This window comes from Aminipila terrae (assembly GCF_010120715.1).
GTDB classification, from domain to species: Bacteria; Bacillota; Clostridia; order Peptostreptococcales; family Anaerovoracaceae; genus Aminipila; species Aminipila terrae.
On the sequence record NZ_CP047591.1, the window covers coordinates 3260594 to 3287328 of the forward strand.

Sequence of the window (26735 nt, forward strand, 5' to 3'; positions counted from 1 at the left end):
TGGAGGAGGCAGATGGAATTGAAAAGTAATACGAAATTTACAGGATCATACAGCAGTGGCAAAGACAGCACCCTAGCTATATATAAAGCAATTCTCATGGGGTTTGAACCTCAAAGTTTAATAATGACATATAATGAAGATAAAAACAAAACGTGGTTTCACGGCATTGACGAAAAAATGATAGAAAGGCTTTGTGATTCTTTACAAATACCTATAAGACTAATAAGAACCTCAGGCAAAGATTACGAAATGAACTTTGAAAGAGTCTTAAAAGAAGAGAGAGCTAAAGGTGCAGAAGTCTGTGTCTTTGGAGATATAGATATAGAAGAACATCTGGCGTGGAACACAGATAGATGTAACAATGCAGATATAAAGCCTTTGCTTCCCCTTTGGAAAAAATCCAGGGAGCAGGTGGTTTATGATTTTATAGACAGTGGATTTATAACTTATATCACCGTTATAGATACACAGAAAATGGATGCAAAATATATAGGAAAACAGCTGACAAGAGAGCTTGTGGCAGAGCTAAAGTCAGAGGGTGTTGATGCATGCGGTGAGAATGGCGAATACCATACCTTTGTATGTGATGGACCACTTTTCAGTAAACCTGTTGAATTTAATCCAGGTATTCCGGTTTTTGATGGCAGGTATGTAAGAATAAAGGTTTTATAAATTGCTTAAATCTGAACTCAACAAGTCTTTAGCAAGGTATGGAGGTACTAATGAAAAATGAAATAGCTATTTATGGGAAGGGTGGTATTGGAAAATCTACGCTTAGCGCAAATATATCAGCGGCACTTGCTGACTCAGGAAAGCGGGTATTACAAATCGGCTGTGATCCAAAGCATGATTCAACCAGACTTCTGTTAAACGGGAGAAAGATAACAACGATTTTAGACTATATCAAAACAACAGGAGCGTTAGATTATAAAAAAGAAGACATATTGTTTGAGGGATATGGTTCTGTTGGGTGTGTAGAAGCAGGAGGGCCTGAGCCTGGAGTTGGGTGCGCAGGAAGAGGAATTATTACATCTTTTGAACTTCTGGAGCAGTTCAGGGTTAAGGAAGAATATGAGATAACTTTGTACGATGTTTTGGGTGACGTTGTGTGTGGGGGGTTTGCTGTTCCTATACGAAGAGAATATGCGGATACTATTTTTTTAGTGACCTCTGGAGAATATATGGCAATGTATGCAGCCAATAATATTCTCAGAGGGATAAAGAATTATGAAAATGGCAAGTACAGAGTAGCCGGCCTGTTATATAATTCCCGTAATATTGAAGATGAAGACAGAAAAGTTTATGCTTTTGCAGCAGCAGTGGGACTGCCTGTATGTGCTAAAATTCCAAGAAGCAATGTTTTTGCCCAGGCAGAAAGAAAAAATATTACGGTTGTAGAACTTATTTCTCGCAAAATGAAGCTAAATAAAGGAGCAGATATTCAAGATGAAGAACAAAAGATTTATGACATCTTTAAGTCTTTAAGCAGAAATATAATTGATGGTGTTCCAATGTATGAGGCAAATCCTCTTTCAGACGATGAATTGGAAGCCGTTATTTACCAGACCGTAAAGGCTGACTATAAGAAACCGTTTAGCAAATGTGATTCAGAAACAAAAGAAAGCGAAAATCATCAGGGTATAACCGTAAACAGCGAAAATCATCAGGGTATAACCGTAAACAGCGAAAATCATTCAGTCAAAGATGAAGTTACGTCATTAAACAGATATTTATCAAAGAATGTTATTCGAAATGAACCTTTGCACGGGTGTGCATTTAATGGCGCTATGACTATGAGTATCCATATCCGGGATGCTGTAATACTGGCACATGCGCCTAAGAACTGTGCCTATTTATCCTATCAAAGTATCAGTTCCTCTGGCAGGCGCAGACTCTTTGAACGGGGAGCGCTGATGCCTGTTTCTATATCACCTAATTTTCAATGTACAGATATGAACGAAACAGATATGATTTTTGGGGGCATGGAAAAACTTACTAAGAAAATAAAGGATATAAACAAACAGCAACCTAAGGCTATCATCGTGATAAGCTCTTGTCCTGCTGGTATCATAGGAGATGACATTGACCGGGTAAAAGATTTAGCAGACAAAGATATTCCAATACTTACGGTAAAATCTGACGGGAATTTGTCAGGGGATTATTTACAGGGGATGCTCTTATGCTATACAGAACTGGCAACTCAGATCATAGATAAAAGCGTTAAACCTGAGAAAAAAATAGTAAACATCGTATTTGAGAAGGTTGTTGCTAAAAATACAGAAAGTAATTTTCAAATAATTGAAGAATATTTAAAGCAGATGAATATAACAGTAAACTGCAGGTTCCTTTGCAACACAACCTTTGATAAACTGAAGAATTTTTGTAAGGCTGAATTGAATTTACTGGCATATAAAGACTATACAGGTATGATTCTGGAAAAATTCTTTAAAGAAAAATATGGCTGTAAATTTTTCGATAAGCAATTTCCTGTGGGATTTTCTGAAACTGCACAGTGGCTTAAGGAAATAAGTTCAGTAATGGGAGAAAGTGATGTAGCCCGAAAAATTGTCGAAGAAAATACTGCCGTCTATAAGGAAAGAATTGAAAAAATTAAAGCTACGTTAAAAGGCAAGAGACTTATGATTATTACATACAATCATAGTCTTGACTGGATTCTGACGGCAGCTATTGATGCGGGGATAGAAATTGTAAAAGTATGTATACTCAACTTTTCACAGGACGAAGGTTTCAGAACTCAATTGAATCATAGTTTTCTCATTGAAGAAAATTATGATAATGAAAAGAGGGAAAGTGATATAGAAAAATATAATCCGGATATTTTACTGTCTAATTATGAGTCAGGTAAAGCATATAAAAACTGCATAACCGATACCATACCTATGTGCCCGGATGCAGGTTTCTTTTCAGGATGCAGTATGGTAGAAAGATGGGCATCTTTAATAAAATTAAATTTACAGGGAGAATGGAAAAAAGATGAACGATTATTTAAAAAATATTACACCAGATAGCTTCTCCGGTATTGTTTTTGGACTGGAGGGGATTCCTAAAGCTATCGTTTTAATCAATGGACCTACTGGGTGCAAGTTCTATCATTCTGCTACTTCAGATAATCAAAATACAAAGCAGCTAGAACTGGATCCTTTGAACTATCCTGAGAAATGGTACTTCGGACAACCCAGAGTACCTTGCACATATCTTGATAAAAGGGATTATGTGTATGGAAGCAAAAATAAAATCATAGAAGCCTTAACTTTTTTTAAAAAGAATATGGAGTTTGATATAATATGTATAGTAAATTCACCGGGAGCATCTTTAATTGGTGATGATCTGAAGGGAATAGCAGAAGAATTTTGTGAAAATATTCCCTGCGTGTTTATCCAGACGCCAGGATATTCCAAAACGGTATGTGAAGGTTTTGAATATTCATTAATACAGTTATTCACTCAACTATTGGAAAGAGGATGGATAAAGAAAAAAGCAGAAAAAGAAAATCATGGTAGTCACCTTAAAAAGGTGGTAAATCTTTTGGGAATCTCCATCATACATAAACACTTTGAGGGGGACATTCAGGAACTGAAGCGTTTATTAAATATGTGCGGCATTCAGGTAAATGCAGTTTTATCTTGTGACTTAACATTGGAAAGTTTAAAAGAAGCAGGTAACGCAGATTTAAATATTGTTATAAATCCCGAATATGGACTAAACATAGCGGCGTATCTAAAGCAGGAATTCGGAACACCTTATTACCTGTGTGAGGGAATGCCGGTAGGATTTAAGGCGGTTGAAGGTTTTATAAAAGATATCTGTAGATTTCTGGAGACAGACCATGAAGGAATGGAACAGTTTTTAGAGGAAAGTGAAAAAGCCAGAGCACGGGCATATATATTTTTATCCAGATTAAATTCTTTAACAGGTCTACCAAAAGGTGTGCCTTTTGCAGTAGAAGGAAACTGGTCGGAGTGCTATAGCTATGTAACTTTTCTGGTAGAGTATTTTGGCATGGTGGCAGAAAGTATATCTATCTTAAATGCTTCGTATGATCCCGGAAATATGCAGTTAAAGCTGAGAGAGTTTCTAAAGCTTCACAGTATGGAGGCTTCCCTGGAAAACAATATTTTAGAGACCAACAGCGAACTGGTATTTGCCAGCGCAAATACCATAGCAAAGTTAAAACTTACGGAACTGAGGTTTAGTGGTATAGAAATCTCTTTACCAACCATGGGCTATGTAGATGTAATTCCTAAAACCCATATAGGGATAAAAGGGGCGCTGCTTTTAATTGAACAGGTTATAAACGGAATGATGTTCTAAATGCAGAAGAAAAAATGAAAAAAATATATTTAACACGGGATAAGGGCAGATAATGTCCTTATCCTGCTTTTTATAGAAAAAATTGAATATAACAGGAGAAAAATATGAAGATAATAAAAATACTGTGGGCAGTGCAATGGTGATACAAAAACATTGTGAGATAATAGAAAATAATGTAAAATAATAAGATATAATATTGAACTAAAATAGTAGGGTAATGGGAAATTTATTTTGTTGATAGGAGTTACATATGAATAAAATTCTAAGAAAAATGATAGTATGGACCATAACATTAATTCTAGTATTTTCTACCTTCAGTACCGCATATGCAATGCAAATATTTGTCAGAACATTAACAGGAAAAAATATAACGTTAGATGTTGAAGCAAGTGAATCTATTAAGATTATAAAAGCTAAAATACAAGATAAAGAAGGCATTCCACCTGAGCAGCAGAGATTAATTTTTGCTGGGAAGCAATTGGAGGATGGCAGGACCCTATCTGATTATAATATTCAGAAAGAGGCTACGATACATCTTGTTGTATCAAAAAACAGCAGTACGGTCATTACTGCCAAAGATGATGGACTGGTTGTGGATGAAGGAAACAAAATCATATCAAGTGGTACGTATTCTATTGTTCCCGGGGAAAGCCTCATCTCTGATGTTGAGACCAGGTTGAATTTCCCTACTGGCGCAACCATTAAATATTTTGATGATACGGTAGGGGCCAGTGTGAATAGTTTAACCGATCATAATTCTAATACAAGTATTCCTATGGTAGAATTACCTGTTTATAATAATTATTATATATCCCTAGTTTCAGAGGATGGGGCAAATTGGGCCAAATATCGTATATTGGCAGGGAAACAAGACCAACAAGCACCCACAGGACTGGCAGGTGTTGCACCCACATCAGCATTAAATGATGGAAAAATAACAGGAACTACAACTTTAATGGAATACAAACTTTCATCGGAGTCAACTACTTGGACTCCTGTGAGTGGAACGGAAATAACAGGATTGACTGCAGGAACTTATAATGTTCGGTATAGAGAAAAAGCAGGATTTAATGCAGGGGCATTAGCTAATGTGGTGGTGGAAGCATATACGGAATCCACTGGTAAAAGCAGTTCAACACATAAAGCAAAAGAAGCAGAAGATAAAATAGCTGTAGCAGTAAATGGACAAAAAGAAAAGGCAGGAATTGAAACCCAAAAAATAGTAAATGGTGCAACAGAAATTAACTTTGATGTGGATACTTCTATTTTATCTAAAAAAATAGAAGATGTATTGAAGGAAAAGAAAGACGGCCAACAGAATTTAGTTGAGGTAAATGTGGATAACGGAGATAATGCTACGGTAAGATTTACAGGTGACATTGTTAAGAAGATGGAAAAAGATGATTTCATTCTATCCGTTAATAAAGACAAAGTTAATTATGCTATTCCGGCTTCAGAAATTACAATTGATAAAGTAGCTGATATTTTAAAAGTAGATTCAACTACACTAAAAGACATAGACATTAATATAAAAATAAATAAAGTACCTGATTCTGTTTTAACTAAATATAATGAGATTGCTAACAAGTTTCAACAGGAATTAGTTGTGGCACCAGTTGAATTTGAAATAATTGCTAAAGCTACGGGAACAGACGGCAGTTTAAAGGAAACAACGGTAAGTAAATTTTCCAATTTTGTTGAAAGAGTGCTGGAAATACCATCAAACATAGATCCTAAAAAGATTACCACTGGTATCGTATTTAATGATGACGGAACTTATTCACATATACCAACTGAAGTATTCCAAAAAGATGGTAAGTGGTATGCAAAATTAAACAGTTTAACAAACTCCGTTTACTCTGTAATCTATAATCCAGTAACTGTAGAATCTATAAAAGGGCATTGGTCTGAAAAAGCTGTAAATGATATGGCGTCACGATTAGTTTTAACTGAATACAAAGATTTTAATGCTGACAAGGCTGTTACAAGAGCGGAATTTGCAGATTATATTGTAAGAGCACTGGGAATATACAGAGAAGATAAAGATAATAAGAGTGATTTTAAAGATATAATGGTAAACAGCGACAAATCTTTAAGTATTCAGATAGCCAGTGAATGGGGACTTGTTAATGGTTATTCAGATGGTACCTTCAAGGGAAACAATACCATATCAAGACAGGAGGCTATGGCAATGTATGCAAGGGCAATGGATATTGCTAAGATAGCCGATAACAAATCAAATAAATTGACTTATTACAGGGATAGTTCCCAGGTAGCAGTTTGGGCAGAACCATCTGTAAAGAGGGTAGTGAATACTGAAATATTTAATGGAAAAGGAAGTAATATATTGGATCCAAAGAGTAAATTAACGGAAGCAGAAGCATTAACAGCTGTACGAAATTTACTTGTAAAAGCAAAACTGATTAATGAATGAGATTAATAGCTTTATTTAAAAAACAAAAACTTGCAATTATAGTTGCAAGTTTTTGTTTTTTTGTTTTGTGATATAAAGTAAATTGTTTAAGATATGAGTTTGGTTATAAACATGCTGTTAAATTAATATATTGTATCAATATATAGACAAGGAGGAATTTATCGTGCGGAAAGAAAAAGAGCAGCAGCCGGAAATTATAACGGTTAATATTTTTAAGAGTTCAGAGGAAAAACGTAAAAAGATATTTGTAGACACGATGGCAAAAACCATTGCCAGAAATGAAGTAAATCTAAAAATAATCAGGTCTGAAGATCTAACGCATAACCATTAAGTTATAAAAAATTCATATCTAAATTTTCGGAGGTCAGGATGACAGTACGAGCAGTTGGGTATAGCAGATTAAGTAAAGAGGATTTAAATAAAATATACGACGACAGCGAAAGTATTAAGAATCAAAATAATCTCATATCAGAATATGTAGACAAGCAAGGGTGGATTCTTCAGGAAATCTACAGTGACGATGATTTTAAAGGCTCTGACAGAAACAGACCAGATTTTAACCGGATGCTTTCAGATGCATATCAAAACAAGTTCGACGTTATAGTCTGTAAAAACCAGTCAAGATTTGCAAGAGATATAGAATTGATCGAGAAATACATACATGGAAAATTTATTGAGGGAAATATTCGTTTTGTTGCCATACAGGACAACATTGACACGGCCAATATGAACAGCGCTTCTAAAAAAATCTCACAGCTTCACGGATTGACTGATACCTGGTATCTTGAGGATTTGTCTGGGAATATAAGTAACGTCTTTGATACAAAACGAAAAAAAGGAGAATATATTGCTTCCTGGGCACTTTACGGGTATTTAAAGAACCCGGAAAATAAAAATGAGCTGATTATTGACCCGGTTGCTTCAGAAATCGTTAAACTCATTTTTAAATGGTACATAGAAGGGAGGGGTCTGCAAAAGATTGCAAATCTGTTAAATCAGCGGAATATACCTAACCCCCTTAAATATAAGAAAGACATGGGCATGAAAATAGGTGCAAAATCCCGGATCACTTCTAAATCTTATCTCTGGAGGGGAGACACCATTGGCCGCATGCTGGAAAACCAAATGTATATGGGACATATGGTTCAGGGCCGGCTAAAAAAGGTTAGTTATAAAAGTAAGAAAATAGTCAGTGTGCCAAAAGATCACTGGATTATTGTTAAAAATACTCACCCAGCTATTATAGACCGTGAAACATGGGATACTGTTCAGAATATAAGGAAAACAAAAGTCAAACCAAGAAGAGACGGTATTGTGAACATGTTTAACGGCAAATTAAGGTGTCTGGAATGTTCAGAACTCATGTACGCTATTACATATCCTAAGCAGCTTCACGGTATAAAATCCAAAACAGAATTTAACACCATATTCAGGTGTTCCAAAAAAATGATTCAGTCCAACGCATGTGTCTCAACAGGAATTTCAATGAATCTGCTGGAACTACATGTATTATCTGAACTTAAGAAGTTTTCAGAGATATATTTTGACGAAAAATCTATTGAAACACAGCTGACTATAACGGACGGCAGGTTCGAAAATCTCACAAGGCTACAGTCAGATAAGGAAAGACTTAATAAACAGATTTCAGAAGGCAATCACGCAATCGCTACTCTTTATATGGACAAAGTCAGAGGGCTGATATCTGAAAAACAGTTTTCTCAGATTAATACCCAGATACTCATGGAAATAAAATCATCAGAAGAAGCATTGAAACAGGTAGAAAAGGAATTGGAAGGTATCTCTTTTAATATGTTTCAAAAAATAAATCTCTCTGAAATTATAGAAAGGTACAGAGAAATCAACAAGTTAAACAGAAATATTATTTTAGACCTGATAGATGTGATCTACATTGGGCGTAAAGACGAAAAAACAGGAAAGAGAATCATTAAAATCCTTTGGAATTTCTGAGAGGTTGTTAATATTTTTATCACAGAAAAAATATTGTCGAATTATAAAGTTTTTTCTGTAACGAGAAAAAACTTTGACGTTCATAGTTTTCAGTGATATACTTTGATAAAAGCGAGGTGTTATTAATGATTCAAAGAAAAGAATATTTGCAACAACTAATCACTAACAGAGAAAAACAAATTATCAAAGTAGTTACAGGGGTCAGACGATGCGGTAAGTCCACTCTTTTTTCATTATATATTAATTATTTAAAATCTGTAGGTGTATCTGATGAGCAAATTATATCAATCAATTTAGAAGACATCGATTATGAGGAACTTTTGAACTATAAGAGCCTTTATCAATATATAAAAGAAAAACTTTGTAAAGATAAATACAATTATGTGTTCATTGATGAAGTACAAAACTGTCAGCAGTTTGAAAAAGCGGTGGACAGCCTATTTATAAAAGAAAATGTTGATGTCTATATTACGGGCTCTAATGCGTATATGCTGTCGGGAGAACTTGCAACCCTTTTGTCCGGCAGGTATATTACCATTGATATGCTTCCACTTTCATTCTATGAATACTGCGAAGCAGAACCAAGAGCAACTCTGACAGTAAAAGAGAAATTCAATCAATATCTTAGATACGGTTCTTTTCCATATGTTGCAAGTATGGAACAAAACGATGAGACAGTACGATCCTACATTGATGGTATTTATAATACGATTTTGATAAAAGATGTGGCAAAGAGAGAGGGCATTACTGACATTGTACTGTTAGAAAACATAGTAAAAACTATAGCAAGCAGCATAGGCAGCCCTATTTCAATTAAAAAAATAAGCGATACCATAAATTCGGCTGGAAGAAAAATATCGGTCAATACCGTTGATCATTATGTCCATGCACTTACCGACAGCTATATTTTTTATAAAGCAGATCGATATGACATCAAAGGAAGACAGTATTTAAAAACTTTGAGTAAATATTATTTGGTGGATACAGGGATTCGTAATATGTTGCTGTCATCTGCTGCTTCGGATATAGGTCACTTGATTGAAAATATCGTATATTTGGAATTGCTTCATCGTGGGTACAAAGTGAACATTGGAAAGCTTGCAGAAAAAGAAGTGGATTTTGTTGCAAGTAATATGGATGGTATCACATATTATCAAGTTTCTGCCACTGTATTAGATGAGAAAACATTGGCACGAGAATTGGAACCATTACGAAGGATACCCGATCACTATCCTAAAATACTGCTGACTTTAGATGAAATAGGTGCAGGTGCAAATTATGAAGGAATACGGCAAATAAATTTAATTGAATGGCTTTTGAATAAATAACCAAAGAATAAATTAAATCTCAGATTACGGTCTGAGATTTTTTAATGCTGCAAATTACTTAGAAAGGAGGTATGAAGTCATTATTGGAAATCTGGAAGCATAAATGAAAAAACTCCTTTGGAATTTCTAAGAGGTTGTAAATCTTAAAATAAATGTTTTTACACAAGTTATACAGATAGCTATAATCAGGTTTGCAGAAATCTCTCCGTTTTGACCAATTGTTAAGTCTCTTCCAAAATTGTTTGTTGCAAGTCTTGTTTCGCATGCAGTGTTACAAAATTCAGTAAATCTTGGGAGAAATGCTGTATCAATTGTAGAAGGCATACAGATTTCAAAGAAGTTTGTAAGTACTAATGGCTGGGAATTTGTAGCTATGTTTACATCTGCACAAACGGTAAAGACTACTTCGTTATTGTTTCTATCACATAACAGTAAGTCAATAAATATCTGGACATTTCCAGTTACTTCAATACTTTGTGTACCGAAAATTGGTGTTCCCATACATTTTTCATCGCATTCGCTTGTATCTGCATATAAGATTTTTTCTGAGAAAGTTCCGTCAGGGCCTACTACTTCTATAGGGTTGCCCTGACCATTGTGTAAAAAGGTAGCGCCGGAAATAGTTGTATTCAAGTTTAGATTTAGATTTTTCGGATCGTCTATGTTACCTGGGTTAAAGAACCTCTTACAGCGTATGTCTAAAACTCTTCTAACTCTGTGACCTCTTGGAATATTTGGTGTGAAGTGCTGATTCTGAACTGTTTTCATTCCCTGAAGATTAAATAATACGGCATCGTATACTTTTTGAACATACAATGGTTCAGTTACTAAATCTTCAATATTACCGCTAAACTCACAGAGAGTATTTGCGTTGCAGCAATTCTGATAGAGGTCCGGCGATACTCTGTTGCCGAAACAACTCATATATTTCCCTCCTTCATGTGGCATGATAGTCTTTATGAGTTAGTATATGAAAGTTTGAAATAGTGTGTTACTGCAATTTGCATTTTCAGCTTCTTTCATATATAATAATAGATTATGTATTAGGAGAGAAAATCATGGCAGTAGGTATCAGAAAGACTACTTTTGACGAATTCTTTGATAATAGGAAGGCGTTGATTTATAAATATCAGAAAGGGGACTTAACAAAAAAAGAGTTTATAGAAGAACATTACTACTTTATGACAAGACTGAATTTAAAGCCTTTTCAACGAATAGACTCTTTTGAAAAGGGGATTTACAATTATCAGTATTACAATGCAGTGGCAAAATATAACACCCTGAGGGCCAGGGATAAAAAACTTATAGAAAAACATCCTGATCTGGTTCGGGAGATAGAAAATAAAATTAAATATAATTATAATAAAAAAGATGAATCTATTATAAAACTTCTGAGATATCTGAATTATGAAGAAATAGAAGCTTACTATATTAAATCAAAGTCAGATTATCTTGATAATAGGTTAATTGAAATAGTACTTCTGGATTACGATGATGTAATATTACACACCATCAATACTGGTATAGTGGATGAACTAAAACGTGAAGGTGTATTTGAAGATGTACGAAAACGATCCAAAATAGACAACTATGTCAACAAAAAATATTAGAAAATTACGGAGATATAAATATGCTGTTTTCATCAATTATTTTTATAAGCTGTTTTCTGCCTATAGTATTATTTCTCTATTATACCATATTCAGTTTCAGCCTTCGGGTGCAGAATATTTTTTTACTGGTAATAAGCTTGGGGTTTTATGCCTGGGGTGAACCGAAATTTGTATTTGTACTCATCATCTCAATTTTGGTGAACTGGATATTTGGACTTGCAGTTTCTAAATTTCGAATGGACAAACTCAAATCGAAAATAACAATTATTTTAATGCTTATTTATAATTTAAGCATTATTTTCGTGTTCAAATATCTGATGTTTACAATGGAAAATGTCCAGTATGTTACAGGTCTGGACTACAAAATTCCTAAAATAGTATTGCCAATCGGTATTTCATTTTTTACATTTAAAGCAATTTCTTATGTAGTTGATATATATCGGGAGAAGGCAGAAGCTCAGAAAAACCCCCTCAATGCGGGGCTTTACATAACTTTTTTTCCTCAGCTTCTGGCAGGACCTATAGCACGATATGAATCCTTTGCAGACCAGATTCAAAACAGAAAAGTCAGTTTTGACGATATATCAGCTGGTGTCTGCAGATTTCTTATAGGATTATCTAAAAAAGTACTACTGGCTAACAACCTGGCGCTGGTTGCAGATAAAGCTTTTAAACTGCTTGGGACGGATGATTTATCCCTGGCCATGGCCTGGTTAGGGGCTTTATGCTATACATTACAGATTTATTACGATTTTTCCGGATATTCTGATATGGCTATCGGACTTGGAAAAATGTTTGGCTTTCATACAGAGGAAAACTTTAATTATCCCTATATATCAAAATCAACCACCGAGTTCTGGAGAAGATGGCACATTTCTTTGGGTTCATGGTTCAGAGATTATGTATATATTCCTTTAGGGGGAAACCGGGTAGGAGGCAAAAAAAGATTATTCTTCAATCTCTTTGTAGTATGGGCCTTAACAGGGTTGTGGCATGGAGCAAACTGGACCTTTATTTGCTGGGGATTACTGTATTTCGTATCAATTTCATTGGAAAAAGTCACTGGATTAGACAAAATGCAATCTCATGTTATGCTTCGTCACATATACACCATGCTTCTTGTCATGTTTGGCTGGGTGCTTTTCAGAGCAGAGAATATAACAGATGCTCTTATTTACCTGAAGACCATGTTTATACCAGGAGGAGCCGGACTGGTTGATGCAGATGCCATGGTATGTTCGAAAGAATATTTAGGCTACTTGTTTTTCGGTATTCTGTTTACCAGACCTTTTGCAAAGAAACTGGCAAAGACAAAGCTGGCAAAGCTGAAATTATCTCAGGCATTTTATGTTATTACTTTAATGGTATTATTTCTGGCATGTATTTCTTATATGTTAAAGAGTGCTTATAATCCATTTATATACTTTAACTTTTAAGGAGGGACAGCTGTGAGGATTAAAAAAGAAAATATTACGGCCATTCTTTTCTTTGCGGTAATATGTGGAATGTTTGTAGGATTGCTTACATATAAGGACAATGACCCGATAAATGATTTTCTGACAGAATACAGGACAGAAGTATTACCAGGAACCCCTATATTGGAAAGATTGTCAGAGGCCATCGATATCGCTGATGATATTGTTTATGATCAGACCTGTTTTGAAGAACAGTATAATACGTTTTATGGGCTTATACAGAAACTTCTGGGGAAACACATTATTACAGATGCAGGATATGGAGAAATATACAAAACAAAATACAACCAGATTATATTCAAAGTACCTAAGAAAAATTTCAGAGTTATGCGTTCGTTAGATGCTGTTGAAGAATTAAAGTCTAAATTGGACGAAGCTGGCATACCATTTCTATATGTACAGGCACCATTTAAGCTGTCTGATGATGAGCAGCAGCTGCCAGCCAATAAAACAGATTATGCTGATTATAATGTAAACTTATTTTTAAAAGGTTTAGATGAAAGAGGTATTAAATATCTGGATTTAAGACCGCTGCTCAGGGATGGAGAAAAGACTCAGAACCAATTATTTTTTGACACCGATCATCACTGGAGAATTGAAACAGCTTTTGAGGCTACAGGCCATATAATGGACGAACTCAATAAAGATTATGGTTTTACTATTGACAGTAAATATAAGGATTTAAAGAACTATAATGTAGAAACTCTGAAAAAATGTTATCTGGGATCTATGGGCAGGCGTACAGGAAGGTTTTATTCTGGTTTAGATGACTTTACTTTGATTACTCCAAAATTTAATACCAGTTATACTTTATATGAACACGATTACGGGGCAGAGAAAATATACAAAGGTTCTTTCTATAAGGCAATATTGGACAAAAAATATTTAGTAAAAAAGGCGCCGGTTGACCTTAATAGATATGCTGTATACCATGGTGATAATGAAGAATTAATATTTAACAATAACCTAGTAAATAATGGAAAGGTTATGATGATAAAGGATTCTTTTGGAGTTCCTGTATATTCTTTCCTTTCTCTGGGAGTCCATGAGGTAAGAGCGTTGGATTTACGGCTTTTTAAAGATTCTGTGGCAAAATATGCAAAAGAAAATAAACCGGATGTAGTGATTCTTTTGTATAACGGAGACACCTTTAATGAGGAAATGTTTAACTTCGTAATGGAACCGTAACTTGAAGTTTTGCCAAGGGGTGTTAAAATAAAAATGTCGGGCTTAGATGGAAAAAAATAAGTTTTATGGCATAAATGATAATAAAAAGGGGGAAAAAATGAAAAAAAGTACGAAATTTTTAGCTGTATCTCTGGCCATTTCAGTAATAATTGCAAGTTTCTCAGGGTTTACATATTACGATGGCTTTGGTAATGTTTATCTGGATTCGGAAAAGAAAATCTTTGATGGAGTTACCTATCATGAACAAATTGGTGTAAATGGTACCCATGGGCTGGAACATGCTTTCTTTGTTCAGGCAGATACTTCGTCAGGAAATGTTAAACCTATGGTTTTCAATGGTGAAGTGAGAAGCATGGCAACCGTTGGAACCATGGCCCAATATGCGGAACAACAAGGCTATAAAGTTCTTGCAGCTGTAAACGGTGACCTTTTTGATACTTCAACTGGTACACCAAAGGGCCTTGTTATACATAATGGAAACATTGTTACTTCAGGCTATGCTCCTGACCGAGTTGTTGCTTTTGACAGCCAGGGAAAAGCTTCTCTGCAATATGTCAATTTAAGCTATGGGCTGAAAGGGACACTGGCTTATGATGATACTTCAACAGGAGTAACACAAAAGGTGCAGGCACCTTTTTCCGCTAAGATTGATTATTACAATGTTCCCCATGGAGCGGCCAAGGGACTGCATTTATTTAACAGGCATTATTCATCAAGTACAAAAACAGCAGGAAGTTGTATAGAAGTTGTTGTAGACTGTGGAAGTCAGGACAACATGCAGCTTCAAATCGGAAAAACTGTGAAGGGAACGGTGAAATCCGTCAATGTAGATACACATAATACTCCAATTGGGGATAATGAAGTCGTTTTATCAACCGTTTCTGGCTCTGCAACCGCTTCACAACTATATTCCATGGTGGTAGGAAGTCCAGTAGAAATCAGTGTAAGTGATAACGCAAATACAGGGCTTGCCAATGCTACAGAGGCTATGGGAATCTATTATTCCTTAGTTGAAAATGGAAATGTTGTGACCACTGGAGCAAACATAAATCCAAGAACTGCAGTGGGCATAAAGAGTGATGGAACCGTTATTCTTTACGCGGTAGATGGAAGAAAAACAAATTCAAAAGGCTTAAATCTTGTAGAGCTTGCCAATCATATGAAGGCTTTAGGCTGCACCTATGCTTTTAATATGGATGGAGGCGGGTCCACCGCTTTATATTCCAGACTGCCAGGTAAGGAAAATACTGCAGGTATAAAAAATACTCCGTCAGATGGAGCTGAAAGAAAAGTTTCTAATGCTCTGCTATTTGTTTATAAAGCAGATAATGGGGGAAGTTCGGCTCAGAATTTAAACCTTTATCCTTCTCTGACTTTGGCCATGCCAGGCGCAAATGTTCAGATAAACAGTTACGCTTCCAATAAGCTTTTTGAAACAGTATCTCTTCCGGGCACTGTAGGCTATACAGTAGAAAATGGGAACGGCAGTATTACGGGTAACGGATTATATACTGCAGGTGATACAGAAGGAAAAGTCAACATAACCGGAACCTGTGGAGATATATCGGGAACTACCCAGGTGGAAGTAGTAAAAAGCAATCTATCAATCACTCCATCGGTTACCAAGTTGTTTTTAAATGCGGGGCAAAGTTCCGACATCAATCTTTCTGTTAAAAGTGGTCCTATTGATGTAGTCTCCACTGATAAAACATTTACATGGACCTGTGATCAGAATATAGGTACCATTGATGGCAACGGACTGTTTAAAGCAGGGAGCCAAAATGCTCAAACAGGAAATATATACGCTACATATAATGACTATAAAATTACCATACCAGTTCAGGTGGGTTCCATGAGTGTTGACTTTAAGGATACTGCTAACCACTGGGCAAAGACTTATATTGGTTCTCTTGCTGCAAGAGGCATTGCAAATGGCATGGGAGGCAACTTATATCTGCCTGATTCACAGCTGACAAGAGCGCAGTTCCTTGCACTGCTGGCTAAGACTTTAGACAATGTTGATGTAAGTAAATCAAGTCCTGCAGGCTTTACAGATGTGCCAGCGAGTGAATGGTACTATAATTATGTAAACTGGGGATTTGAAAATGGTATTGTAAGCGGTATGACCGATACCACATTTGAGCCAAATGCAAATATAACAAGGGAACAGATGTGTATCATGCTTTGCAAGTTTGCGACAAGCCAGCAACTGGTATTGCCTCAGAAATCAACGGGCATAAACTTTACGGATCAGTCTGCAATCAGTCCATGGGCAACAAATTATGTAAATACTATTGTTGGTGCTGGAATCATAAACGGCCAGCCGGAAGGCAATTTCCAGCCTCAGGGATTAGCTACAAGAGCACAGGCTGCAAAAGTTATTTACGTATATCTGAATGTCAGAGATGGCATTACTAAAAAATAACTAGTTAAAATTAAAGTATAAAACAAACACCTCCACGCATAGTTTTAGTGGGGGTGTTTTTTTATGAGAAATAAAAACTGGACAGTCATGGGAATTGCTTTGTTCGCTGTTTGTGCGGCTGCATTTCAGGGCTTTACACATTTAGACAAGATTCTGGCGGATCAGACAGCGCAGACCTGGAACAGTATTTATGAAAGTCAGGAAAAAAATAATGCAGTAGAAACAGCAGCAGACACAAAAGATTACGAAAGTAAGATTATCAGGAACGGGGTAGAAGGAAATAAGCTTTGTACTTTTGCCTGTAATGTGGACTGGGGAGAAGAAATTATTCCCGATATGCTGAAAGTATTTAAAGATAATAATATCAAAGTAACATTTTTTGTAACAGGAAGGTGGGCAGAAAAAAATAAAGATTTATTACGGCAGATGTATGCAGCAGGCCATGAGATTCAAAGTCATGGTTACAGTCATGCTCTGTGCAGTGACATTTCTTCTGAAAAAGTTGAAGAAGAAATAGAGAAAACAGAAACAGCTATTATTGATGCTATTTGCATAAAACCCAACTATTTCGCTCCGGCTGCAGGGGATCACGATGCCAGAACGGTTGAAATAGCAGAAAGACTTGGGTATAAGGTAGTTCTTTGGAGTTCTGATACCATTGACTGGAGAGAAGGCTCCACTGCTTCTGTTATTGTGCAGCGGATTATGTCAAAACCTCTTGACGGAGCTATCATTTTGATGCATCCAAAACCAGAAACCTTAAAGGCATTACCAGAACTGATAAGTCAAATAAATGCGCAAGGTTACAGAATTGTCCCACTTTACAGAATGCCTGTATAAATGTATAATAAATAGGTATGACTATTAGTGAAATTAATTATAAAAAGAAAAGCGGTGAGGGTATGATTGAAACAAGAAAATTAGACTGTGGTATACGCATTGTTATGGAACAAATACCTTATGTTCAATCAGTTGCACTTGGTATATGGGTAAAAGCCGGGGCTGTTGACGAAACAAAAAATATTTCCGGTATTTCTCATTTTATTGAACACATGATGTTTAAAGGAACCGAAGAAAGAAGTGCAAAGAAAATTGCTGAAGATGTGGACCGTATAGGCGGACAGATAAATGCATTTACAGGCAGAGAAGCTACATGCTACTATATGAAAACTTTAAATTCTAATGCGGAACAGGCAGCAGAAATTCTTTTAGATATGTTTTTAAATTCTAAATTCGATAAAACAGAAATGTCTAAAGAAAAACAGGTTATTTACGAAGAAATGAAAATGATCGAAGATACTCCTGACGATTATGCACATGAAGAAATCAGTGACCTGATTTTTAAAGGATGTCCTTATGAAAAATCAATCATTGGAACACAGTCTTCTTTAAAAAGTATTTCCCAGGCAACATTAAAAAAGTATATTGAAGATGAATATACCAGGGACAGTATCGTTATTTCCATAGCTGGAAACGTTGATATGGATCAAATGTGTAAAATCTTTGAGGGAAAGCTGAGACATCTCAAAGAGGAAAAAGAAGTTAAGAAATTTTATAATGAAGCTTATGAACCTCGATTTAAGGTAAAGGTTAAAGAAATAGAGCAGTCTCATATTTGTCTTGGAACAAGAGGACTGTGCCTGGAAGATGAGAATTATTATGCATTGTCACTTTTAAATAATATAATGGGTGGAAGTATGAGTTCCAGACTTTTCCAGAATATCAGAGAACAAAAAGGCCTTGCTTACTCTGTTTATTCCCATGCAAGTTCTTTTGTAAATGCTGGATATTACAATATCTATGCCGGAGTGAGCCATGATAAGATTTATGATGCCATAAACGGTATAAAAGAGGAACTTGAGCTGTTAAAGAAAGATGGTATTACAGAAGACGAATTACATGTGGCAAAAGAACAACTCAAGGCAAATTATATCTTTGGACAGGAAAATGTAAACGGCAGAATGTTCTCTATTGGTAAAAACACGATTTTATTGAACAGAGTTTATACAGTAGAAGAAGTTATAGGAGAAATTGATGCGGTTACCATGAAAGATATAGAGAAAGCATCCGCCTTGATTGATAATATAGACAATTATTCAGCAGTCATTGTTACAAATAAAAAGTGCGATTTAAAGAAAATGGTAAAATCCTGATACAAAAGGATAAGAGGTAACATTAATGCAAAAGATGGCTAAGTTCCACAAAATAAGCTTAGAACAATTTAAAAAGACTGGGAAGATACCTTTGGGAAAGGTCAGTTTAAGCAGGAGATTTATGAAAATATCAGTCTGCCTGAACGGGCAACCACTGGTTCTGCCGGTTATGATTTTTTTGCTCCTGTAGAGATTAAGCTGGCTGCAGGTGAATCAGTAAAAATTCCTACTGGAATTCGGGCTGAAATTTCGGAAGGCTGGGTGCTTATGTGCTTTCCACGTTCCGGACTTGGATTTAAATACAGACTGCAGCTTGACAACACGGTAGGTATCATTGATGCTGATTACTTTGAGGCAGAAAACGAAGGGCATATTATGATTAAAGTTACAAATGATTCCAAGGAAAATAAAATACTGGTAGTGGAAGATGGAAAGGGGTTCGCCCAGGGGATATTTGTACCCTTTGGGATAACTGTTGATGACGAATCAACAGTACATAGAACAGGTGGATTTGGAAGTACCAACTAACAGGAGGATTTTATGAGAATTGCGTTGATTTCCTTCACGTTAAATGGAGGAAGGACCTGTAAATTAATAGCTGAGAAGCTTTCTCTCATGGGTGAGATGTGTCTTGCTTATGGTATGAAAGACTGGGCTTCTGATATGGGGCTGATTCCTATGGAAAAGTCTCTTGGTAAATGGACAAAAGAGGCTTTTGAAAATAATGATGCTATTATATTTATAGGTGCCACCGGAATAGCGGTCAGAGCTATTGCCCCTAATTTAAAAAGTAAAGATCAGGACCCTGCAATTATAGCAATAGATGAAACTGGCCAGTATGTCATATCTCTTTTATCAGGACATCTGGGAGGAGCCAACAAACTGGCTTCTGTTATAGCAGAAGCCATGGATGCCATACCGGTCATCACTACTGCTACAGATATAAATAAGCAGTTTGCAGTTGATGTATGGGCTAAAAGCCAAAATCTTCATCTGGTAAATTTAAAGGCTGCCAAACAGGTTTCAGCAGATATACTCAAAGGTAAAATGGTTTATCTCTATTATGATGGCCATATAGAAGGAAATACACCACAGGGAATCCAACGGATTGATGCTGTTACATTAAAAGAAAAGATTCATGAAGGTGAAACCTGTATTGTGATTACTGAAAAAGTTTTGGAATCCCTGAAAGGCAGAGATAAATTTTTACTCCAGCTTGTTCCCCAAAATATTTCTGTGGGAATGGGTTGTAAAAAAGATATTTCTTATAAAGCAGTTCTGGAATTGTTTGAAAAAGCCCTTGCTGAAACCCATGTTCGATTGGAATCGATTCAAAACTTAGCATCTATTGATTTGAAAAAATCGGAGAAATCATTGATAAAGCTGGCTGAGAAGTTCCACATACCATTTATAACTTTTTCAGGGGAAGAATTGATGAACGTACAGGGAGAGTTTACTCCATCTTCTTTTGTAAGAAGCATAACGGGAGTGGAAAATGTATGTGAAAGAGCTGCGGTGGCTTCTGCTCCAGACAGCACCTTATTACTCAGGAAACAATCATTAAACGGTGTAACTGTTGCCATAGCCAGGAAAGACATAACTTTAAGTTTTGTGGAGAATTACTAATGAGAAAGATTTATATAATTGGAATAGGTATGGGTAACCCAAATACTATTACGGTAAAGGGCGGGAAGTGCATTTCAGAGAGTGATGCATTAATCGGTGCAAAGAGAATGGTGGACAGCTTTAAGCTGGACAATCAGGAGACTGCATTTGCTATCGCACCAGATGACATATTGAACTGGATTGAAGTGCATAAAGAGATTAAAAACATTTCCGTTTTAATGTCTGGAGATTTAGGTTTTTTCAGTGGTGCGAAAAAGCTCCGGACCTTGGTTGAAGATCAATACGGTTCCATATGGGGAAATGAGCAGATTCACTTTGAGTATATACCGGGTATCAGTTCAATCTGTTACTTTTCATCTGCCATCGGCATTGCATGGGAGGATGCGGAGATTATCAGTCTGCATGGCCGTGATGATAAAGATATATCAGCCGTTTTAAATCACACAAAAACATTCTTTTTAACAGATGGTACGGACCACACTGTAAGGAAAATTTGTGGCAGACTGGTTGAATCCGGACTGGGGAATGTATTGGTTTTTGTTGGGGAACGGCTTTCTTATGAAGATGAAAGGATTACCAAGGCCACGGCTTTAGAATTATATGAAAAGGATTTTGAGCCATTAAGTGTGATGATTGTTCTCAATGACAATGCCTTATATCGTGAAAAAAATACGCTGGGCATAAGAGATGAAGAATTTATCCGGGGTAATGTACCTATGACCAAAGAAGAAGTTCGTACTATTACTGTATCAAAGCTGAATTTGAGTAAAAACCATGTTGTATATGACATCGGTGCAGGGACTGGATCTGTATCTGTAGAAATGGCACTGGCATGTCCTTATGGGGATATTTATGCCATTGAGACTAATCCCGAGGGCATCAATTTAATAAATGAAAACAAAAGCAACTTTGGAGTGAAAAATTTACATATAATCAAAGGGTTAGCCCCTGAAGCCACGGAAAACCTTCCTGCAGCTGACAGGGCATTTATTGGTGGCTCCAAAGGAAATTTAGATGAAATAATAAAATCACTTGTTACGAAAAATCCTGAGGTAAGAGTGGTTATAAATGTAGTAGCCCTTGAATCCCTGGTAGAAGCTGTAGCCTGTATAAAAAAATATGGGTTTAAAGATATAGATATTACCCAGATTAATGTATCCAAAGCAAAAGCTTTAGGGCACTACAATCTGATGATGGGACAAAACCCAGTATATATTATAGCTGTTCAGGGAATAACAGAGGCGGTTTAAAATGGAGACAAAAAATATACCTAGAATATTAATCGGGGCGCCAAGCAGCGGAAGCGGCAAGACTACTGTAGTCTGCTCTATACTTCAGGCGCTTATCAATAAGGGATTGAATATCGTATCTTTTAAGTGCGGACCTGATTATATTGATCCGATGTTTCATAAGGAAGCTCTGGGACTGGAATCAAGAAATCTGGACTTATTTTTTAATGATATGCCCACTATTAATTATCTTCTTGCCAAAAATTCAAAAAATGCTGATTTGGCAATTATAGAAGGGGTCATGGGATATTATGATGGTATGACCGGAAAATCATATGAAGCAAGCTCCTATGATCTGGCCAGAAGTACAAAGACTCCTTCAGTTTTAATCATAGACTGTAAGGCAAAGGCGGTCTCTATTCTGGCTGAAATAAAAGGGTTTAAAGAACTGGAAAGTGACAGTAATATAATAGGGGTGATTCTAAATAGAATTTCACCTGTCATTTATCAGGAAATCAAACCTCTTATTGAAGAAACCTTAGATATTAAGGTTTTGGGATACATGCCTATTTTGAAGGCATGCTCATTAGAAAGCAGACATTTAGGACTTGTTACTGCTCAGGAAGTAGGAAATCTCCACGAAATTCTTGATACTTTGGCAAAACAGGCAGCAGAATCAATTGATTTAGAACAATTAATAGAACTGGCACAAACTGCTCCTGCTATTGGATATACTAAACCTGAAATTGTTTGTGGTGAAAAAGTACGTATTGGAGTAGCCAGAGACAAAGCTTTCTGTTTTTATTATCAGGATAATCTGGACTTGCTCTGTGAACTTGGGGCAGAGATTTGCTATTTTAGTCCTTTGGAAGATAAGGAACTGCCAGAAAACATATATGGAGTATATTTTGGCGGCGGGTATCCTGAACTATATCTCAAAGAATTAGAAGCAAATAGTTCTATGAGAGAAAGTGTAAAAAATGCTTTAGAAGAGGGTATGCCATGTATGGCTGAATGCGGTGGATTTATGTATCTGCATGAAACCGTAAGGGACAAGCTTGGTCATTCTTATAAAATGGCCGGGGCTGTTGAGGGAGAAAGTTATTATGCTGATAAACTGGTCCGGTTTGGATATATAGATTTGGAAGCTGAAAAACCAAATCTTCTTTGTTCTGAAGGAATGCATATAAAGGGACATGAATTTCATTACTGGGACAGTACTAACTCAGGGGACTGTTTCCATGCCCAGAAACCTAAGAGAAAAACCAGCTGGAAGTGTGTTATTGGAAATGAAAATTTATATGCAGGCTATCCTCATGTGCATTTTTATTCTAATATAAAATCTGCAGAAAGGTTTGTAGATATATGCAGGAAGAAAAAAATAAAAGTTTAAATCCTAAAGAAGGGCAGATGCGAAGAGGCTATACAACAGGCACTTGCGCAGCTGCTGCAGCAAAGGCAGCTGCAATGCTTTCTTTAGGCCAACAGATACAGGAAATATCGGTGGATACCCCTAAGGGAATTCCCCTTGTTTTAGATATACTGGATTGCAAGATATGCTCTCAAAAAGTCTCCTGCGCCATAAAAAAAGACAGTGGAGATGATCCGGATATAACCAATGGCATATTGGTTTATGCCGAGGTGGAACTGTTTGAAAGCGATTCTGGTGAAATCATCATAGACGGGGGCACAGGAGTTGGCAGAGTAACCTTGCCAGGGCTTGCCTGTCCGGTGGGTCAGGCTGCTATCAATCCTGTTCCGAGAAAAATGATTAAACAAATGGTGTCGCAGGTTTTTTCACAATATGGTTATGAAGGTGGTGCAAAAGTGACTATTTCCATTCCAGAGGGTGAAGTACTTGCCAAGCGGACATATAATCCCAGACTTGGCATTGAAGGTGGTTTATCGGTGCTGGGAACCAGCGGCATAGTAGAACCCATGAGTGAACAGGCATTAATTGATACCATAAAGGTGGAAATAGACGTGAGAAAAGCTCTGGGAGCAGAGTATTTAGTCATTACCCCGGGTAACTATGGGGAAACCTTTTTAAAAGAATATTTTACTGATAGAGATTTTTATTCTGTAAAGTGCAGCAATTTTATTGGTGAAAGTCTGGATTATGCTGAGGAGCTTGGATTTAAAGGTGTGCTGTTTGTGGGACATATGGGCAAACTTGTAAAGGTGGCAGGAGGTATCATGAATACCCATTCTAAATACGCAGATGCCCGAATGGAAATTATATCAGCTCATATTGCCAGATTTGCTGGAAATCCTGAACTGATAGATAAAATTTTGAATTCTGTTACTACTGATAATGCTTATGAAGTGTTGGAATCTTATAGTGATGAATTAAAGAATCAGGTTATTTTATCCCTGATGAATAAAATAGAATTTCACTTAAAGAGCAGGACCCATGAAAGTATGGAAATTGGGGCAATCATGTTTTCAAATAAACATGGATATCTGGGCAAAACTTCGGAGGTTGACAATATTCTGCTTAAAATTTGAAGGAGCTTATATTAAATTAATAAATGTAGAAAGGTATTTTTTAAAATGATTAATTTTGTTGGAGCAGGTCCGGGAGCACCTGATTTAATTACAGTTAGAGGACAAAAGTTATTGCGAGAGGCAGATGTTATTATATATGCCGGTTCTCTGGTTAATCCTGAATTATTAAAACTTGCAAAGCCAGAGTGCAAAATCTACAATAGCGCCAGCATGACTTTAGAAGAAGTTATTGCAGTTATGGAAGAAGCAGAAGCTGAAAGTAAAATGACCGTAAGACTACATACGGGAGATCCAAGTTTATATGGAGCCATCAGAGAACAGATGGACCTTCTGGAACCAAAGAATATTCAATTTAAGGTAACACCTGGAGTTAGTTCGTTCTGTGGTGTGGCAGCTGCTCTGAATGCAGAGTACACCCTGCCAAATGTATCACAGTCCGTTATTATTACCAGAATGGAAGGAAGGACTCCTGTTCCTGAAAAGGAGGAAATGTCCCTTATGGCTTCCCATGGAGCAACCATGGCCATATTCCTGTCTACAGGTCTTTTAGATACATTAAAAGAAAAGCTGTTAATGGGAGGGTATACTGAAGAAACTCCGGCAGCTATTGTTTATAAGGCAACCTGGCCGGAAGAAAAAGTTTTCAGATGTACAGTAGGAACTTTACCGGAAACAGCGAGAAATAATAATATTACTAAAACTGCCATGATTGTAGTGGGCGGATTCCTTGGAGATAGTTATGAACGTTCAAAACTGTATGACCCAGGTTTCACACATGAATTCAGGGAGGCTTCTAAATAATGAAAAAAATATTTGTCGTAGGATTAGGACCAGGAAATCTCAGTCAGACTACTGAACGGGCTATTGAAGCTTTAGAAGCAAGTGATGTTATTGCCGGATATACTGTATATGTAGATTTAATAAAAGACCGTTTTAATAACAAAGAGCTGATTTCCACCGCTATGAAAAAAGAAGCCGACCGATGTAATCTTGCAGTAGATGAAGCAGTTAAAGGTAAGATTGTGTCTATGGTCTGTAGTGGAGATGCAGGAGTATATGGTATGGCAGGGCTGATGTTCGAAATTGTTCATGCCAGAGGATTAGATCAGGAGATTGAAATAGAGGTTATTCCAGGTATTACAGCAGCATGCAGCGGAGCTGCTGTTTTGGGGGCACCATTAATTCATGATTTTACAGTGATAAGTCTAAGTGACCTGCTTACCCCTTGGGAACTGATTGAAAAGAGATTAGAATGTGCTGCCATGGGGGATTTCTCCATTTGTTTATATAATCCTTCCAGTATAAAAAGGTATGACTATTTGCAAAAGGCCTGTGATATTCTTTTAAAGTACCGAAAGCCTGAAAATGTTGCAGGTTATGTTCAGAATATCGGACGAGAAGGTGAATCCGGAGTTGTATTGGACTTGAAAACTTTGAGGGATACAAAAGTAGATATGTTTACCACGGTATTTATCGGTAACTCCAAGACTAAGAACATGAATGGAAAAATGGTTACCCCAAGAGGTTATAAGGAAGTTGAGGCATTGATGAATGAATAGTATTATCATTGCTGTTCTGCCTTTGTTTATTGGATTTATCTTAGACCTTATCATAGGAGATCCCCATAACTGGCCGCATCCTATCCGATTAATAGGAAAGTCAATAGAAAAGTTTGAAATATTTTTCAGGTATTGTTTTTCTAAGACTAAAGGGGGAGAACTGGCAGCAGGAACTATAATGGCTATTTGCATCATTGTTCTGTCATTTTTCCTGCCTGCTGTAATTTTATGGATAGCTTATAAAATCCATCTGATTTTAGGTCTTGTTATGGAAACAATTATGTGCTATCAGATTCTGGCTGTTAAAGCTCTTAAAACGGAAAGTATGAAAGTTTATAAGGAACTTGAAAAAAATCATGTTGAAGGGGCCAGAGAAAAAGTATCCATGATTGTGGGAAGAGATACGGAAAGTCTTACAGAGGAAGGCATCATTAAAGCCACAGTAGAAACTGTTGCAGAAAACACTTCAGATGGAACAGTTGCACCAATGATTTTCATGGCCATCGGAGGTGCACCCTTAGGATTCTTGTATAAAGCTGTAAATACGATGGATTCTATGATTGGATATAAAAATGATAAATATCTGTATTTTGGCAGATTCGCAGCAAAACTTGATGACGTACTTAATTTCATACCTGCCAGATTGTCGGGTATATTTATGATTATTGCTTCTGCTTTCTGTGGACTTGACTTTAAAAATGCAGCCAGAATCTACAGAAGAGACCGAACGAATCATGCCAGCCCAAACAGTGCCCATACTGAGGCTGTTTGCGCAGGGGCATTAAATGTCCAGCTGGCAGGAGACGCTTATTATTTTGGCAAGCTGTATGAAAAAAAGACCATAGGAGATAAAAAAGACCTGTAGATAAAAGGGATATAATCCTTTCAAACAGGCTGCTT

General features: G+C 36.5%; 22 protein-coding genes. 21 read left to right on the forward strand and 1 reads right to left on the reverse strand.

Features of this window, described 5'->3' with window-relative positions; all coding sequences use genetic code 11:
• The first annotated feature begins 12 nt into the window (after window positions 1–12).
• The 7 genes from Ami3637_RS15755 to Ami3637_RS15785 all read left to right on the forward strand — a co-directional run bounded on the left by Ami3637_RS15755 (window position 13) and on the right by Ami3637_RS15785 (window position 10062).
• Window positions 13–672, forward strand: a complete 660-nt coding sequence (locus Ami3637_RS15755) for a Dph6-related ATP pyrophosphatase (protein WP_162363394.1) — start codon at window positions 13–15, stop codon at window positions 670–672.
• A gap of 50 nt (window positions 673–722) precedes the next feature.
• Window positions 723–3029, forward strand: a complete 2307-nt coding sequence (locus Ami3637_RS15760; RefSeq protein WP_243158048.1) for a nitrogenase component 1 — start codon at window positions 723–725, stop codon at window positions 3027–3029.
• The gene (locus tag Ami3637_RS15765) at window positions 2995–4332 is read left to right on the forward strand and encodes a nitrogenase component 1 (RefSeq protein ID WP_162363396.1); all 1338 of its coding nucleotides are present in this window, start codon (window positions 2995–2997) and stop codon (window positions 4330–4332) included. Before Ami3637_RS15760 ends, Ami3637_RS15765 begins: the two co-directional genes overlap by 35 nt.
• 250 nt (window positions 4333–4582) lie before the next feature.
• A complete protein-coding gene (locus Ami3637_RS15770; RefSeq protein WP_162363397.1) occupies window positions 4583–6766 on the forward strand; it encodes a ubiquitin-like protein in 2184 nt (727 codons plus the stop codon).
• 163 nt (window positions 6767–6929) lie between these two features.
• Window positions 6930–7097: a hypothetical protein gene (locus Ami3637_RS15775; protein ID WP_162363398.1), complete on the forward strand. Its 168-nt coding sequence runs from the start codon at window positions 6930–6932 to the stop codon at window positions 7095–7097.
• Between the two features lie 38 nt (window positions 7098–7135).
• The gene (locus Ami3637_RS15780; RefSeq protein ID WP_162363399.1) at window positions 7136–8734 is read left to right on the forward strand and encodes a recombinase family protein; all 1599 of its coding nucleotides are present in this window, start codon (window positions 7136–7138) and stop codon (window positions 8732–8734) included.
• A gap of 125 nt (window positions 8735–8859) precedes the next feature.
• Window positions 8860–10062 (forward strand): ATP-binding protein, encoded by a 1203-nt coding sequence (locus Ami3637_RS15785; RefSeq protein WP_162363400.1) that lies wholly within the window; start codon window positions 8860–8862, stop codon window positions 10060–10062.
• 126 nt (window positions 10063–10188) lie between these two features.
• Here the strand turns inward: Ami3637_RS15785 and Ami3637_RS15790 are convergent, their stop codons facing one another.
• Window positions 10189–10986, reverse strand: a complete 798-nt coding sequence (locus tag Ami3637_RS15790) for a hypothetical protein (protein WP_162363401.1) — start codon at window positions 10984–10986, stop codon at window positions 10189–10191.
• A 134-nt stretch (window positions 10987–11120) separates the two neighbouring features.
• Between Ami3637_RS15790 and Ami3637_RS15795 the strand changes: the two genes are divergently transcribed.
• The 14 genes from Ami3637_RS15795 to cbiB all read left to right on the forward strand — a co-directional run bounded on the left by Ami3637_RS15795 (window position 11121) and on the right by cbiB (window position 26700).
• Window positions 11121–11672, forward strand: a complete 552-nt coding sequence (locus Ami3637_RS15795) for a DUF6648 family protein (RefSeq protein WP_162363402.1) — start codon at window positions 11121–11123, stop codon at window positions 11670–11672.
• Window positions 11673–11908: 236 nt separating this feature from the next.
• Window positions 11909–13108 (forward strand): MBOAT family O-acyltransferase, encoded by a 1200-nt coding sequence (locus Ami3637_RS15800; protein WP_330586708.1) that lies wholly within the window; start codon window positions 11909–11911, stop codon window positions 13106–13108.
• Between the two features lie 12 nt (window positions 13109–13120).
• A complete protein-coding gene (locus Ami3637_RS15805) occupies window positions 13121–14335 on the forward strand; it encodes an alginate O-acetyltransferase AlgX-related protein (protein WP_162363404.1) in 1215 nt (404 codons plus the stop codon).
• Between the two features lie 97 nt (window positions 14336–14432).
• Entirely contained in the window at window positions 14433–16760 is a 2328-nt protein-coding gene (locus Ami3637_RS15810) for an S-layer homology domain-containing protein (RefSeq protein ID WP_162363405.1), read from the forward strand.
• 63 nt (window positions 16761–16823) lie between these two features.
• Entirely contained in the window at window positions 16824–17600 is a 777-nt protein-coding gene (locus Ami3637_RS15815; protein WP_162363406.1) for a polysaccharide deacetylase family protein, read from the forward strand.
• A 62-nt stretch (window positions 17601–17662) separates the two neighbouring features.
• Window positions 17663–18913, forward strand: a complete 1251-nt coding sequence (locus tag Ami3637_RS15820) for a M16 family metallopeptidase (RefSeq protein ID WP_162363407.1) — start codon at window positions 17663–17665, stop codon at window positions 18911–18913.
• Between the two features lie 135 nt (window positions 18914–19048).
• Entirely contained in the window at window positions 19049–19441 is a 393-nt protein-coding gene (locus tag Ami3637_RS15825) for a dCTP deaminase/dUTPase family protein (RefSeq protein ID WP_330586945.1), read from the forward strand.
• Between the two features lie 12 nt (window positions 19442–19453).
• Window positions 19454–20539, forward strand: a complete 1086-nt coding sequence (locus Ami3637_RS15830) for a cobalt-precorrin 5A hydrolase (RefSeq protein WP_162363408.1) — start codon at window positions 19454–19456, stop codon at window positions 20537–20539.
• Window positions 20539–21789, forward strand: coding sequence for a precorrin-6y C5,15-methyltransferase (decarboxylating) subunit CbiE (gene cbiE, locus Ami3637_RS15835; protein ID WP_162363409.1), 1251 nt, complete (start codon window positions 20539–20541; stop codon window positions 21787–21789). Before Ami3637_RS15830 ends, cbiE begins: the two co-directional genes overlap by 1 nt.
• Before the next feature lies 1 nt (window position 21790).
• On the forward strand, window positions 21791–23161 hold the full coding sequence (locus Ami3637_RS15840; RefSeq protein ID WP_162363410.1) for a cobyrinate a,c-diamide synthase: 1371 nt from the start codon (window positions 21791–21793) through the stop codon (window positions 23159–23161).
• The gene (gene cbiD / locus Ami3637_RS15845) at window positions 23134–24276 is read left to right on the forward strand and encodes a cobalt-precorrin-5B (C(1))-methyltransferase CbiD (protein ID WP_162363411.1); all 1143 of its coding nucleotides are present in this window, start codon (window positions 23134–23136) and stop codon (window positions 24274–24276) included. The genes Ami3637_RS15840 and cbiD overlap by 28 nt, the downstream gene beginning before the upstream one ends.
• Window positions 24277–24321: 45 nt before the next feature.
• On the forward strand, window positions 24322–25077 hold the full coding sequence (gene cobM / locus Ami3637_RS15850; RefSeq protein WP_162363412.1) for a precorrin-4 C(11)-methyltransferase: 756 nt from the start codon (window positions 24322–24324) through the stop codon (window positions 25075–25077).
• Complete coding sequence (gene cobJ, locus Ami3637_RS15855) at window positions 25077–25835, forward strand: precorrin-3B C(17)-methyltransferase (RefSeq protein WP_162363413.1); 759 nt, start codon at window positions 25077–25079, stop codon at window positions 25833–25835. The genes cobM and cobJ overlap by 1 nt, the downstream gene beginning before the upstream one ends.
• A complete protein-coding gene (gene cbiB, locus Ami3637_RS15860) occupies window positions 25828–26700 on the forward strand; it encodes an adenosylcobinamide-phosphate synthase CbiB (RefSeq protein WP_330586709.1) in 873 nt (290 codons plus the stop codon). The genes cobJ and cbiB overlap by 8 nt, the downstream gene beginning before the upstream one ends.
• Window positions 26701–26735 lie beyond the last annotated feature (35 nt).